We start from the raw sequence: 13,340 nt of genomic DNA on the forward strand, positions 1-13,340 counted from the left end.
GAGATATAGACCATTCCGTTATGTCTTAGTCCATAACGGAATTTAGCCGTTTAAACGTCCAAGCGTCTTGATTGCCAAATACTAGCAGCATGTTATATTACGAGGCAATACAGGCTTGCAGGAGTCCTACCCGCCATGAGCGCCGCGTTAATCCCCGACAGTAAACTGCCTTCGCTGGGCACCACCATCTTTACCCAGATGAGTGCGCTGGCCCAACAGCATCAGGCCATCAATCTATCACAAGGTTTCCCTGATTTTGACGGCCCGGACTATTTACAGCAGCGGCTGGCGTATCACGTCAGCCAGGGCGCCAACCAATATGCGCCGATGACCGGCGTCGCGCCGCTGCGTCAGGCGATTGCCGAAAAAACAGAAGCCCTGTACGGCTGGCGACCGGATGCCGATAGTGAAGTCACCGTCACGGCGGGAGCAACCGAAGCGCTGTTTGCCGCCATTGCGGCGCTGGTGCGCCCCGGCGATGAAGTGATTTGTTTCGATCCCAGCTATGACAGCTATGCGCCTGCCGTTACGTTGGCGGGCGGCGTACTTAAGCGCATCGCCTTGCAACCACCTGCGTTTCACGTGGACTGGTCGCATTTTGCCGATGTGCTGAGCGAGCGCACCCGGTTGGTGATTCTGAATACGCCGCACAACCCGTCTGCTACCGTCTGGCAGAAGGCGGATTTCGAGCAGTTGTGGCAGGCGATTGCCGCGCGTGACATCTTCGTGCTGAGCGATGAAGTCTACGAGCACATCTGTTTCGACAGCGAAGGGCACGCCAGCGTACTGGCACATCCATCGCTGCGTCAGCGCGCTATCGCTGTCTCATCGTTTGGTAAAACGTTCCATATGACTGGCTGGAAAGTCGGCTACTGTGTCGCGCCAGCGGTGCTCAGTGCGGAAGTGCGGAAGGTTCACCAGTATCTGACGTTCTCCGTGAACACGCCCGCCCAGTTCGCCATTGCCGACATGCTGCGTGAACAGCCGCAGCACTGGCGCGAACTGCCCGATTTTTACCGTGCCAAGCGCGATCGCTTCATCAATGCGCTGGCCGTCAGCCGTTTTGAGATTCTGCCCTGCGAAGGCACCTATTTCCTGCTGGCGGACTATCGGGCGATATCCGATCTGGACGATGTGAGCTTCTGCCGCTGGCTGACCGAGCACGTTGGCGTTGCCGCGATTCCGCTGTCCGTCTTTTGCGCCGACCCGTTCCCACACACGTTGATTCGGCTATGCTTTGCTAAACAGGAAGCCACGTTGGATGCCGCAGCGGAGCGTTTATGTCGACTTTAAAAATTTCATTGCTGCAACAGCCGCTGGTCTGGCGCGATGGGGAGGCCAACCTGCGCCACTTCGACACCTTATTGGCGGAGATGGGCGGACGTGATGTTATTGTGCTACCGGAGATGTTCACCACCGGCTTTGCGATGGAGGCAGCCAAAGGCAGTCTGGATCAATCGGTTGTAGAAACGTGGCTGCACCAATGGGCGCAGAAGACGAACGCACTGATCGGTGGCAGCGTCGCGGTAAACACGCCAAAAGGCGCGGTGAACCGTTTTCTGCTGGTCGATCCGCACGGGGAGGTGTATCACTACGATAAACGCCACCTGTTCCGCATGGCGGATGAACACCATCACTATCAGGCAGGCACGGAGCGCGTCACCCTTGAATGGCGCGGCTGGCGCATCTGCCCGATGATCTGTTACGACCTGCGTTTCCCCGTCTGGTCGCGCAATCGACAGGATTACGATCTGGCGCTGTATGTCGCCAACTGGCCAGCACCACGCGCCGCACACTGGCAAACACTGCTGGCGGCACGCGCCATTGAGAATCAGGCCTACGTTGCAGGCTGTAACCGCGTCGGCACCGACGGCAACGGCCACAGCTACCGTGGCGATAGCCTGATTATTAACGCGCAAGGGGAAATCCTTGCCTCTGCCGCCCCCAACCAACCCGCCTGTCTGGACGCCGAGCTGTCGCTGGAAGCGCTGCAAAGCTACCGGGAATCCTTCCCCGCCTGGCGCGACGCCGACCGTTTTACGCTGTAATATGTAATAGTTGTAGCTGTAGTCGTTACGGTGCTGATGCATGATGAAGCACCAGTTCAATGGTGATCCACAATCCCGCCAGCAACTCAAGTCAGAATGCAGGGTGGGAAAGACATAAAACTCGTGATCAGAGAACGCAGTCATGCTGAATCCTGAGCGAAAAAGACAGGCAGCCTGAATCAACCTAGGGTGCTAATTACCTTAACACTGACTAATATCGCCACCGATTTACTCAAAAAAATAAATTAATAATAAACATATAATAACAAGAGGAAATAATAATCATAAAAAAAGAAAAACCAACAAATTCTTTACACATAACAAAAAAACATTTAACCTCCCCCCCGATTTATCTCTCTTGTTATTAAAAGATGCATAGCACGATGGGATAATAATTTCACAATGAAATAACTCATCGTATATAAAAATTACATCTTAAATAATTCGAGCGACGTGAAAGTGGCTACCGAGAGAATCGCTAATAACTTACTCTGATAAGTAATTGAGGTAAGTAACTGGAGTAAGTAAGGTCGGCCACGCACAAACAGATTGCAGTATGACGGATATAAACAAGCCAGAAAAATAGGGATATTACCATGTTACTAGAAAATATTTTCATTGAAGGTGCACATTTTTCATCAAACATCGCTCAAGAGAAAATTTTCAGACAAATGTATGACAAATTGGAATTTGACCCTTATGCAAATGGAAAAATAAGAAAGAGAGCCTATAGAAGATATACATTTACGGCAGAAAAAGGCTTAGTCGAAAGCAATAATTCAACCTATTTCCAAACTTATGACTCAAATAATGTCGATGGTGGAAAGGATAGAGACTTCATCGACATCCCCGATGAAATAATTAATAACAATCTATTTAAAAAAATATTATCAATTGATACCGAGCACATTATAAAAAAAACAAACCTACACCAATTTGATATAGGTGTGCACCCTATCCGATATGTCGCAACAGAAAAAAAACCATCATATAGTTCACCTTTATGGTTACATAAAGACGATGAAGAGTTAGTCTTTTTACACTTTCTATCTAAATCAGAAAATGCTGTTGGTGGCGACTCTATTATATCAAATGATGGTAAATCGATTAATCTTGTAAAGAATTTATCTACATTTATGGACACTATCGTCCTAACAAAAGAATTCTTCCATGCCGTCACACCATTAGGATGTAATCAACCAGATAGCACTTCCTACAGAGATATCTTATTAGTTACACTGGAAAGCAGGGCACAGAAAAAATGAAGAAATTTATTATTTTCGGTGGCAGTAGTGGGATTGGTGAGAAAGTCGCCGAAGATCTGCTAATAAAAGGATATTCTGTTTTAGTTTTTGATAGAATTAAGCCGTCTAGCGATAAGGTTGATTTTGTCGAACTTGACTTAAGCAATCCAGAATCAATCGCCCCTCTTATTCAGAAAAGAATAAGCAATCATGTTTTTGATGGGTTAATATATTGCGCAGGAATTAGAGAAATATGCTCTCTAGATGAGTTATCATACGCTGAATGGAAAAAAGTGTTCAACGTAAATGTAGACTCATTTTTTTTAGCAGTGAAAACATGCCGACATAACTTGATTAAAAAAAGTAGTATCGTAAATATTTCATCCGTATCTGGCGTGTTAGGTGAGCCAAACAGAAGCGCATATGTATCCAGCAAACACGCGTTAATTGGATTAACAAAATGCTTGGCCATTGAGCTTTCACCTTTAGAAATTAGAGTCAATTCAGTGGCTCCTGGTGTTATTAAAACACCATTAACCAATGATTATTACCAAGACCATGTATTAATGGAGAAAGTGAACAACAATCACATAATGAAAAGAACCGGGGAAGTTGGAGAAGTTTCTGAAGCTATTCAGTTTTTACTATCAAGCAGATCATCATTTATAACTGGAAGTACACTTTTCGTTGATGGTGGATGGACTGCATTTAAGGATATATAATGGACATCAAATTCATAATCAGTGCGTTACTCGTTAATTTACCCTTAGCCTTATCACCGGGGCCAACAAATATCCTCTGTCTGAGTATTGCGTCTGTTCAAGGTTTTAAGAAAACGCTAAAATTCATTGCTGGACTTCAGGTATTACCTTTCGTTTACTCTCTTATCATTGCGATCGGGGCAGAGGGGATCTTGAGCCATTTTGAAAACTTATCGTTAATCGCAAAAATCCTTGGCAGTGTTTATATGTTATACTTAGCGATAAGCATGATCAGAGCAGACAGCTCCGTAAAAAAGAAAGAGAATATCAAAAGTGGTTTCATGCATGGTGTTTTTGCACAAGCAATCAACCCTAAGAATATAACCATAATAATAACAATATATTCACTATTTTCTAAGCAAGCGGAAGATTATCGTTATGGCATAATGTTAGCAGTAATTATAACACTGTGTAATATGCTCTCGCACCTTTTATGGAGCTATTCAAGTGACGTTATCATAAAAAACAGTGGCAGTGCATTAAGTAAAAACCAAGACAAAATATTTGGTATTTTATTATTAGTTGCAATTGTTTTTTTATGGTTTTAATCGCAATATGACATCTATCCCTCTTCGGATTAGTTAGGGTATAAATGACCTTGTTTCTATGAAGAAGAGGGAACTGAACCTCCTTTAATTATAGGATAACACCATATTTCTGAGCGCACTTAATGCCAGCGCCACATCCGCCGTGGTCACGGACTCATCAGGATGGTGGCTAATGCCACCGCGACAGCGGACAAACAGCATCGCCACCGGCCAGCGTTCGGCGATGGCAATCGCATCGTGCCCCGCGCCGCTCGGCAGCATCAGCGTTTTCCCCTGAACCTGCGTCACCGCCTCATTTAATACCGACTGCAACGCGGGATCGCAGCGGGTTGCAGCAATACGATAATATTCTTCGGCACTGAACTGGCAGCCGCGCTGGTGCGCGATAGCCTGCCCCAGCATCAGGAGTTTTTCCAGCAACGCATCCAGCGGTGCATCCTCCGGCCCGCGAATATCCAGCGTCATCTTCACTTCACCGGGGATGACGTTCGCCGCCCCCGGTAAACACTGCAACGTACCAAACGTCGCGACCAGATGAGGATCACTTTCTCGCGTGACCCGCTCTGCCTGCGCCATCCAGTCCGCCGCTGCCGCCAGCGCATCCTGCCGCTGCGTCATCGGCACCGTGCCGGCATGTCCAGCCAGACCGAGGAAGGTACAGTTGAGCCGTCGCGCTCCGTTGATCGCGGTAACGACTCCCAGCGCCAGATCCTGTTGTTCCAGACACGGCCCCTGTTCGATGTGCAATTCCAGATAGGCGACAATATCACTAACTGGACGCGCCGCTTCCGCCACCTGAAGCGGATCCAACCCTGCAATGGTCAAGGCCTGCGCCACGCTGGTGCCTTCGGCATCCTGACAATCCAGCCAGTTCTCCGGCCAAGTGCCCGTCAACCCCCGACTACCGAGCAGGGTAATACCAAAGCGCGTGCCTTCCTCATCGCCGAAGCCAATAATCTCCAACGCCACAGGCAAACGAATGCCCTGTTGATGGAATGTGCGCACGACCTCAATTGCCGTCAGTACGCCCAGCATGCCGTCGTATCGTCCGGCATTGCGCACCGTATCCAGATGCGAACCAAGCAGCAGCGCTGGCGCATCCGGCGTGAGTCCGTCATAGCGACCACAAATATTGCCAACGCTATCCTGCCAGACGTTCATGCCCGCTTCGCGCATCCATTCCCCTACCAGCACATTGGCACGCAGGTGCTCCAGCGACAGATAAACGCGGGTCAACTGCCCAGGGGTTTCGCTGATTTCTGCCAGCGCATCACAGCGCAACATAATCTGTTCAGCCGCCGCGTGTGCCGCAACTGGTGACAGTAGAGGTTCACTCATGCACGCACCTCATTCGCCGCATAGCTATTCCACGCGGCCTGCAAGGCCTCACCCTGCACCGTGCGGAAGCCCAGCCGATTCAGCACCGCCTCCAGCGCCGTCAGCGTTTGCATCACACAGTCTTTACGCGCGTTATAGCCCATCGTGCCGATACGCCAGATCTTGCCCTCAAGCGGACCAAACGAGGTGCCGATCTCAATGGCGAAATCTTCCAGCAGCAGCTTACGTACCTGTTCGCCGTGAACACCGTCAGGAATCACTACGCCCAGCACGTTATTCATTTTGTGTTTAAGATTGCCAAAGGTTTCCAGTCCCATTCCCTGAATCCCCGCCACCAGCGCATTACCGTGCAGCGCATGGCGGGCAATGCTGCTATCCAACCCTTCTTCGAGGATTGTTCGCGCGCACTCGCGTGCGGCAAACAGCATGCTCGTCGCTTCGGTGTGGTGATTCAGGCGCTCCGGCCCCCAGTAATCCATCACCATGCCCAGATCAAAGTAGTTGGAATAGATCATCTCGTCATCGCCGTCCTGATGCGCGTCCGTTCGTATCCCCTGCTCCACACATTTACGACGGCGGATTACCGCCTCCATCTGCGGACTCAGCGTGATCGGTGAACTGCCGGACGGCCCGCCGAGGCATTTCTGCAACCCTGCGGAAACCGCATCCAGTCCCCATTGATCCGTTTCCAGCGGGTTACCGCCGAAAGATGCGGTGGCATCGGTATAAAACAGTACGCCGTGACGGCGACAAATCTCGCCCAGTTCTTCCAGCGGTTGCAGCATGGTGGTCGAGGTATCGCCCTGCACCGTCAGCAACAGACGCGGGCGCACCGCCTTGATCGCCTCTTCGATCTGATCTGGCGAGAACACCTCGCCCCACGGAACCTCGATGGTATGCACCTCAGCCCGACAGCGGCGGGCAATCTCACACAGCAGATGACCGAAACGACCAAACACCGGCACCAGCACTTTGTCGCCGGGGCGGATCGCCGACAGTAAAATCGCTTCGATCCCCGCACGCGAGGTGCCGTCCACCAACATCGTCCAGCGGTTTTCCGTGCGGAAAAGCTGACGATAGAGTGCCATGACCTGATTCATGTAGTTCGTCATCGCGGGGTCATACTGTCCAACCAATTGGCTGGCCATTGCCCGTAATACGCGCGGATCGGCGTTGATCGGCCCCGGCCCCATCAGTAAGCGATGAGGAGGATTAATTTGCGCGTACAGTTCGCTGCTCATGGTTATAGGCTCCAAATTCTTTCTTTAACGTTACTGGTCAGCTAATCGCATTCTTTCGTACGTGGCTAGTGCAAGCATTACGCTTCCGATAGCCCTCGTACGGAGGCGATAAACTGTTTTAGTTCGCGGGTCTGCGGGTTAGCGAACAGCGTTTTGCTGTCGCCCTGCTCCCAAACGGTGCCCTGATGCATAAACACCACGCGGTCGCCCACTTCACGGGCAAAATTCATTTCATGCGTCACCAGAATCAGCGTCATGCCTTCAGCGGCCAACTGTTCCAACACCTTCAGCACTTCGCCGACTAATTCAGGATCGAGTGCCGAGGTAATTTCGTCACACAGCAGGACTTTGGGGTTCATCGCCAATGCGCGGGCAATCGCGACACGCTGCTGCTGGCCGCCCGACAGGTTGGCAGGATAGTAGTGAAGGCGCTCACCCAGCCCAACCTTGTTGAGCATCTTCTCACCCAGTTCACGGCACTCTGCCGCGCTTTTACCCAGCACGCGGCGCGGAGCCAGCATCACATTTTCCAGCGCCGTCATATGGGGGAACAGATTGAAATTCTGGAACACCATCCCAACCGAGCGGCTGATTTCCCGCGCCTGTGAATCCCTGTCGGTAACCGTCATCCCGCCCAGCTTGATACTGCCGTCCTGATAGCCTTCCAGACCGTTCATACAGCGCAGGAGCGTGCTCTTACCGGAGCCGCTGCGCCCGATGATCGAGATGACTTCGCCCATTTCAATATCCAGATCCACCCCTTTCAGGACATGGTTCTGGCCGTAATATTTTTGAACCTGATTAATGGTGATGAGCGGCATTGAATTTCTTCTCCAGATAGCGGCTGTAGTAAGAGAGCGGATAGCACATCAGGAAGTAGCCCAGCGCCACCAATCCAAACACTTTAAACGGCTGATAGGTCACGTTATTCAGCATGGTTCCCGCCTTGGTCAGCTCAACAAAACCGATGATCGACGCCAGCGCGGTGCCTTTAATCACCTGTACGGAAAACCCCACCGTGGGCGCGATGGCGATACGCATCGCCTGCGGCGCAATCACCCGATAGAGCGTCTGGCCGAAGTCCAGCCCGAGACAGCGCGAGGCTTCCCACTGCCCTTTCGGCAAGGCTTCCACGCTGCCGCACCAGATATCCACCAGAAAGGCGCTGGTAAACAGCGTCAGCGCCAGCGCGGCTGCCGTCCACGGGCTGACATCGATACCGAACAGCGCCAGCCCGAAAAAGGCGAGGAACAGTTGCATCAGCAGCGGCGTCCCCTGAAACAGTTCGGAATACAGTTGAACAAAGCGCGTCGGCCACTTGCGTTTGGTCAACCGCAGCAGCATCAGCGGAAACGTCACCAGCGCACCGCCGATGAAGGCCGTCAGCGACAGCAACAGCGTCCAGCGCGCCGCCAGCAACAGGTTGCGCACAATATCCCAGTCGGTAAATGCCATTATGACTGACTCCCTAAGAAACGCCGTCCCGCCAGCAGCAAGAGTTGCCGCATCAGGACAGACAGCGCCAGATAACACAGCGTGGTCGCCAGATACACTTCAAAACTCAGAAAAGTACGGGACTGAATCAGGTTGGCAGCAAAAGTCAGCTCCTCATAAGACACCTGCGATACCACCGACGACCCCAGCATGACGATGATGCATTGGCTGACCAGCGCCGGATAAATCCGCTGGAGCGCGGGCGGCAGAATTACACGTAAAAAGGTCTGCACCCGCGTCAGCCCCAGCACACGAGCCGCTTCCCACTGGCCTTTCGGCGTCACCTGAATCCCCGCACGGATAATCTCGGTACTGTACGCACCGAGGTTAATCAACATCGCCAACAGCGCGGCCTGCCCGGCGGTGAGCTTCCAGCCCAGACTCGGCAAGCCGAAGACGATAAAGAACAACTGCACCACAAACGGCGTATTGCGGATCAGCTCGATGTAGATTCCCCACAGCCGACTCAGCAGGGTAGGCTTACCGCTACGTAAAGCTGCACCGCAGATACCGATGGCAATGCCGCCAAGGGTTGCCATTACCGTCAGCTCAATGGTGACCCACAACCCCGCCAGCAGCTCAGGCCAGAACGGCAACAGCGCGGAAAAATTAAGCTGATAGGTCATGGCGCGCTCCCGTTACGCTTTGATGCTGGCTGGCAGCGGCGCTTTCAGCCATTTTTCTGACAGGCTATTAAGCGTGTCGTCTTTCAGCGCCTGTTCGATCAACGCATCGACTTTCGCTTTCAGCGCGGGCTCATCTTTCTTCAGCCCGATGTAGCACGGTGAATCTTTCAGCATAAACTTCGCCACTGGCGCTTTCGTCGGGTTCTGCTCGGCGATAGCAGCAACGACCAGGTTACCGGTGGCGACATATTCCACCTGCCCGGACAGGTACGCCGACAACGTCGTGTTGTTATCTTCGTAGCGCTTAATCTGGGCAGCCTTCGGCGCGATATCCGTCAGCACCATGTCTTCTACCGCACCGCGCGTCACGCCAATGCTTTTACCTTCCAGCGCATCAGACGATGTCAGCGTGCTGTCTTTTGGCCCGAATACGCCCAGAAAGAACGGCGCGTAAGCGCGGCTGAAATCGATCACTTTTTCGCGCTCAGCATTTTTGCCCAGGCTGGAGATCACCAGATCAACTTTATTGGTTTGCAGATACGGTACGCGGTTGGCGCTGGTGACCGGCACCAGTTGCAACTTTAGTTTCATCTCTTTCGCCAGATAGCGGGCGATATCGATGTCATACCCCTGCGGTTGCAGATCTGTCCCTACCGATCCAAAGGGTGGGAAATCCTGCGGCACCGCAACGCGCAGCACACCGCGCTTCTCGATATCCTGCAACTGATCGGCCATTGCGCTACCGGCTTGAACCAGTAACATTGCCGCGCCCATCACCGCCAGTAACCCTTTTTTGATGCCCAGTTTATTGATCAACATCGTCTCTGCCCCCGGTTAGTGTAATTGAAACGAAAGATTCTTTAAAAACAAACACTGAAACTATCGTTGCAGATATTAAGCAAGGAGCATGCCAGATTACGTGGTTACCCTTGACTGTGAGGAACAACGTAGAAGGTCAAATGATTTTGCTAAAACAAGGCATAGCTATGGATATGAAATATTTGTGAAAAATTTCGTGCGTGATACTCAGGGCTGAACCTTATGGTTTTCATGCTTTATTCGCGTCAAAAATTACGCTGAGGTGAGCATGACCGCCGGATGAGCGGCATGGACGCCGCGAAAGTCAGCGCCGCGTCGGGAGCGCGTCGCTGACGGTCCGGGTTGCGGGCATGAACGCCGAAGGTACCGCGAAGCGGCGTGATTCCTCGCAAAAAGCCTGGGTTCATAGGGCAAGCGGCGTTTGAGCTGCCCTATGTCGGGCGTGGCGCTATGTCACAAAAATAATCCGGTTTTATCACGCCCGAAACAAGCCACATGACAGATAAGAACACCAATTAACTAGCACCATTTTAGTGCAATGGCACCATCCCAATGCACCATTAACGTTGCTCAAGCTCCTCCAGTTCACCATAAAGATCCGCGATCTGGTGGATGCGCTGGCGTCCGTCATGCAGCATTTCATGTAATAACGCGTTGCTGATCACATTCACCAGACTCATGGCAGAGGAATAGCTATCAAACGCCGAGACGCTGTCCAGCGGGACGCACAATGACCAGGTTGCCTGCGACATCAACACGCCGACCTGTGGTTCGCACAGCAGCAGCACAGGCACACCGCGTTTTTGCAACTGCGACAGCAGCGGCTGAATCAGGCGCGGTCGGCGGCGAAAGGCCACCACAATGACGACATCCTGCGCGGTGAGATCCACCAACTCTTCGGATAGTGTCTGCCCCGGCTGCGCCAGCAGCGTGACCTGTTGGCGAATCTGGAGCAGTTGTTGCCGCAGGTGCAGCGCCACCGGATAACTGTTGCGCAGCCCAATCAGACACAGGCGCTGCGCCTGCATCAACGCCTGAACCACCGCACCAAACTGTGCTGGGTCAATCTGGTTAATCCACTGCGTCAGGTTTGCCATTTCCTGTTTGTAATGCCGCGCCAGCAGCGTATTGCCCTGCACGGCATCGCGGTTATCAGCCAGCGGCATCCCGCTCTGGCGCAGTGTTCTGAGTTCATCCCGCATGTCACGGTAGCTAGGGTAGCCCAATCGTTTGAACAAGCGACTGGCGGTCGCTTTGGAGACGCCGCTCAACCGCGCCAGCTCGGCGCTGTTGTAGCTAATCAGGTCGTCAAAGTGATCGAAGATGAAATCCGCGACGCGCTGCTCCTGCGGTGAAAGTTCGCCGTAACGATCCCGTAATCGTTCATCTATTTGCATCATCGTCTCTCACCCATTGCGCGTGCTGTAACGTTTGTTTCATGTCGCAGAACATAGCACAGGATTGTCGGGATGATACAGATACCTCTTCAGGAACCGCAGACAGACTTTCCACCGTACCGAAAAACTGGAACGCCGTTTGCTTATTGCTAGGGTTAATGGAGCAACTCACACTTACCTTACACAAAAAAGGAATCTTAAAATGATGCAAAGCAATACCGCCCCATTGGGCATGGCGGTGGCACCTCATCATTTAGCCAGTGCCAGCGCATTAGCCATTCTGCGTGAGGGCGGGAACGCCATTGAAGCCATGGTCGCGGCAGCGGCAACCATTGCGGTGGTCTATCCACATATGAATGGCATCGGTGGCGACGGCTTCTGGCTGATTGTGCCGCCACACGGCGAACCTGTCGCCATTGATGCCAGCGGTGCTGCCGGGTCACTGGCCTGCCGTGAGTATTATCAAGGCGAAAAACGCATCCCACATCGTGGCCCTAAAGCCGCGTTGACGGTCGCGGGCACCGTCGGCGGCTGGCAAGACGCGCTGGCCTACTCACAAGAACTCACCTATTCACAAGAAATGGACAGTGCCCCGATACCGCTCGCCCGCCTGTTATCTGACGCCATTCGCTACGCGGCTGACGGTATTCCCGTCACGCAATCCCAGGAAGATGCGCTCACCCAGCGCTATCACGAACTGAGCGATTTCCCAGCCTTTAACCAGATTTTTATGCCGCAAGGGAATGTTCCACGCGCGGGCAGCCGTTTCACACAGCCAGATTTAGCCGATATCCTGACGACACTCAGCATTGAAGGGCTGGACAGTTTTTATCGCGGCTCCGTCGCTGCCCGACTATCGAAACAGATGGCGTTGATCGGTATGCCGCTGACGGCTGACGATCTGGCGAATTACCGCGCCAAACGGACAGCGCCGCTGGTGCTGAAACACAGTAAAGGCGACATCTATAACCTCGCGCCGCCGACGCAAGGTCTGGTGTCACTCGCCATTCTCGGCCTGACCGATCGTCTGGAAATGGAAGATCTGAGCGATAGCCAGACGATCCACCGCATTGTCGAATCGACCAAGCTGGCATTTGGCCTGCGCGACCGCTTCATTACCGATCCCAAACTGATGACGCAGGATGCTCAGGCGCTGCTGGAAAGTGATGCGCTCGGCGTACTGGCACGGCAAATCGATACCCGCAACGCCGCCCCGTGGGGAGAAGGTAAAGGCCCCGGAGACACCGTTTGGATGGGCATATGCGACAGCAGCGGCCTGTGCGTCTCTTTCATTCAAAGTATTTACCACGAATTCGGCAGCGGCGTTGTCTTGCCGGGAACCGGCGTGCTCTGGCAGAACCGCGGTGCCTCGTTCAGTCTCGATCCGGCACACCTGTTGGCGTTAGAGCCGGGTAAACAGCCTTTCCATACCTTAAACCCTGCCGCCGCACGCCTGTCCGACGGCCGGACGATGGTCTACGGTTCGATGGGCGGAGATGGGCAACCGCAGACGCAGGCGGCCATCTTTATCCGCCACGTCCAACAGGGACTGCCGCTGCAACAGGCGATTACCGCGCCGCGCTGGCTACTGGGCCGAACCTGGGGACAAGCCTCCGACTCGCTGAAGATCGAAGATCGCTTTAAGCCCGCCACGGTGGATGCATTGCGTCAACTCGGTCACGACGTCGAGCTACTGAGCAGCTTTAGTGAAACGGTCGGCCACGCCGGTGCCATCGTGCGGCACACCAACGGCATGCTGGAAGGTGCCTTCGATCCACGTAGCAACGGCAGCGCGGCAGGCTTCTAATCACAAATCAACCGAGA

13 protein-coding genes are annotated in these 13,340 nt (G+C 53.0%); 6 read left to right on the forward strand and 7 right to left on the reverse strand.

Translation table 11 applies throughout. From position 1 onward, the window contains the following. Positions 1-135 precede the first annotated feature (135 nt). The 5 genes from O1Q74_RS15435 (at position 136) to O1Q74_RS15455 (ending at position 4,601) form a co-directional block, all read left to right on the forward strand. Positions 136-1,293 (forward strand): pyridoxal phosphate-dependent aminotransferase, encoded by a 1,158-nt coding sequence (locus tag O1Q74_RS15435; protein WP_271874520.1) that lies wholly within the window; start codon positions 136-138, stop codon positions 1,291-1,293. After that, the gene (locus tag O1Q74_RS15440) at positions 1,281-2,048 is read left to right on the forward strand and encodes an amidohydrolase (RefSeq protein ID WP_271874521.1); all 768 of its coding nucleotides are present in this window, start codon (positions 1,281-1,283) and stop codon (positions 2,046-2,048) included. The genes O1Q74_RS15435 and O1Q74_RS15440 overlap by 13 nt, the downstream gene beginning before the upstream one ends. 596 nt (positions 2,049-2,644) lie before the next feature. Next, positions 2,645-3,313: a 2OG-Fe dioxygenase family protein gene (locus O1Q74_RS15445; protein WP_271874522.1), complete on the forward strand. Its 669-nt coding sequence runs from the start codon at positions 2,645-2,647 to the stop codon at positions 3,311-3,313. Continuing rightward, entirely contained in the window at positions 3,310-4,014 is a 705-nt protein-coding gene (locus tag O1Q74_RS15450) for an SDR family NAD(P)-dependent oxidoreductase (RefSeq protein ID WP_271874523.1), read from the forward strand. The genes O1Q74_RS15445 and O1Q74_RS15450 overlap by 4 nt, the downstream gene beginning before the upstream one ends. After that, positions 4,014-4,601, forward strand: a complete 588-nt coding sequence (locus O1Q74_RS15455) for a LysE family translocator (RefSeq protein ID WP_271874524.1) — start codon at positions 4,014-4,016, stop codon at positions 4,599-4,601. Before O1Q74_RS15450 ends, O1Q74_RS15455 begins: the two co-directional genes overlap by 1 nt. Before the next feature lie 84 nt (positions 4,602-4,685). Here O1Q74_RS15455 and hpxK read toward each other — a convergent pair whose 3' ends face one another. The 7 genes from hpxK to O1Q74_RS15490 form a co-directional block, all read right to left on the reverse strand. Next, the gene (gene hpxK / locus O1Q74_RS15460; protein WP_271874525.1) at positions 4,686-5,939 is read right to left on the reverse strand and encodes an allantoate amidohydrolase; all 1,254 of its coding nucleotides are present in this window, start codon (positions 5,937-5,939) and stop codon (positions 4,686-4,688) included. Continuing rightward, entirely contained in the window at positions 5,936-7,180 is a 1,245-nt protein-coding gene (locus O1Q74_RS15465) for a pyridoxal-phosphate-dependent aminotransferase family protein (RefSeq protein WP_271874526.1), read from the reverse strand. Before O1Q74_RS15465 ends, hpxK begins: the two co-directional genes overlap by 4 nt. A gap of 77 nt (positions 7,181-7,257) precedes the next feature. Continuing rightward, positions 7,258-8,001, reverse strand: a complete 744-nt coding sequence (locus O1Q74_RS15470) for an amino acid ABC transporter ATP-binding protein (RefSeq protein ID WP_271874527.1) — start codon at positions 7,999-8,001, stop codon at positions 7,258-7,260. Further along, positions 7,982-8,635, reverse strand: a complete 654-nt coding sequence (locus tag O1Q74_RS15475; protein ID WP_180740697.1) for an amino acid ABC transporter permease — start codon at positions 8,633-8,635, stop codon at positions 7,982-7,984. The genes O1Q74_RS15470 and O1Q74_RS15475 overlap by 20 nt, the downstream gene beginning before the upstream one ends. Next, positions 8,635-9,300: an amino acid ABC transporter permease gene (locus O1Q74_RS15480; protein WP_271874528.1), complete on the reverse strand. Its 666-nt coding sequence runs from the start codon at positions 9,298-9,300 to the stop codon at positions 8,635-8,637. Before O1Q74_RS15480 ends, O1Q74_RS15475 begins: the two co-directional genes overlap by 1 nt. 12 nt (positions 9,301-9,312) lie before the next feature. Continuing rightward, positions 9,313-10,098, reverse strand: a complete 786-nt coding sequence (locus tag O1Q74_RS15485; RefSeq protein ID WP_043881978.1) for a transporter substrate-binding domain-containing protein — start codon at positions 10,096-10,098, stop codon at positions 9,313-9,315. Between the two features lie 581 nt (positions 10,099-10,679). Further along, positions 10,680-11,519 carry a MurR/RpiR family transcriptional regulator gene (locus tag O1Q74_RS15490; RefSeq protein WP_271874529.1) on the reverse strand — a complete coding sequence of 280 codons (840 nt, stop codon included), beginning with the start codon at positions 11,517-11,519 and terminating at the stop codon, positions 10,680-10,682. Positions 11,520-11,718: 199 nt separating this feature from the next. Here O1Q74_RS15490 and O1Q74_RS15495 point away from each other — a divergent pair, with 199 nt between their 5' ends. Then, positions 11,719-13,323 (forward strand): gamma-glutamyltransferase family protein, encoded by a 1,605-nt coding sequence (locus O1Q74_RS15495; RefSeq protein ID WP_271874530.1) that lies wholly within the window; start codon positions 11,719-11,721, stop codon positions 13,321-13,323. The last annotated feature ends 17 nt before the right edge of the window (positions 13,324-13,340 follow it).

Origin of the sequence: Pectobacterium sp. A5351, from assembly GCF_028335745.1 — a bacterium.
Classification (GTDB): Bacteria; Pseudomonadota; Gammaproteobacteria; order Enterobacterales; family Enterobacteriaceae; genus Pectobacterium.

Excerpts from the sequence above, each read along its gene's own strand:
- O1Q74_RS15435 (WP_271874520.1), top strand. The coding sequence starts at position 136 with ATGAGCGCCGCGTTAATCCCCGACAGTAAACTGCCTTCGCTGGGCACC.
- O1Q74_RS15470 (WP_271874527.1), bottom strand. The coding sequence starts at position 8,001 with ATGCCGCTCATCACCATTAATCAGGTTCAAAAATATTACGGCCAGAAC.
- O1Q74_RS15495 (WP_271874530.1), top strand. The coding sequence starts at position 11,719 with ATGATGCAAAGCAATACCGCCCCATTGGGCATGGCGGTGGCACCTCAT.
- O1Q74_RS15445 (WP_271874522.1), top strand. The coding sequence starts at position 2,645 with ATGTTACTAGAAAATATTTTCATTGAAGGTGCACATTTTTCATCAAAC.
- O1Q74_RS15455 (WP_271874524.1), top strand. The coding sequence starts at position 4,014 with ATGGACATCAAATTCATAATCAGTGCGTTACTCGTTAATTTACCCTTA.
- O1Q74_RS15490 (WP_271874529.1), bottom strand. The coding sequence starts at position 11,519 with ATGATGCAAATAGATGAACGATTACGGGATCGTTACGGCGAACTTTCA.
- O1Q74_RS15465 (WP_271874526.1), bottom strand. The coding sequence starts at position 7,180 with ATGAGCAGCGAACTGTACGCGCAAATTAATCCTCCTCATCGCTTACTG.
- O1Q74_RS15475 (WP_180740697.1), bottom strand. The coding sequence starts at position 8,635 with ATGGCATTTACCGACTGGGATATTGTGCGCAACCTGTTGCTGGCGGCG.
- hpxK (WP_271874525.1), bottom strand. The coding sequence starts at position 5,939 with ATGAGTGAACCTCTACTGTCACCAGTTGCGGCACACGCGGCGGCTGAA.
- O1Q74_RS15440 (WP_271874521.1), top strand. The coding sequence starts at position 1,281 with ATGTCGACTTTAAAAATTTCATTGCTGCAACAGCCGCTGGTCTGGCGC.
- O1Q74_RS15480 (WP_271874528.1), bottom strand. The coding sequence starts at position 9,300 with ATGACCTATCAGCTTAATTTTTCCGCGCTGTTGCCGTTCTGGCCTGAG.
- O1Q74_RS15450 (WP_271874523.1), top strand. The coding sequence starts at position 3,310 with ATGAAGAAATTTATTATTTTCGGTGGCAGTAGTGGGATTGGTGAGAAA.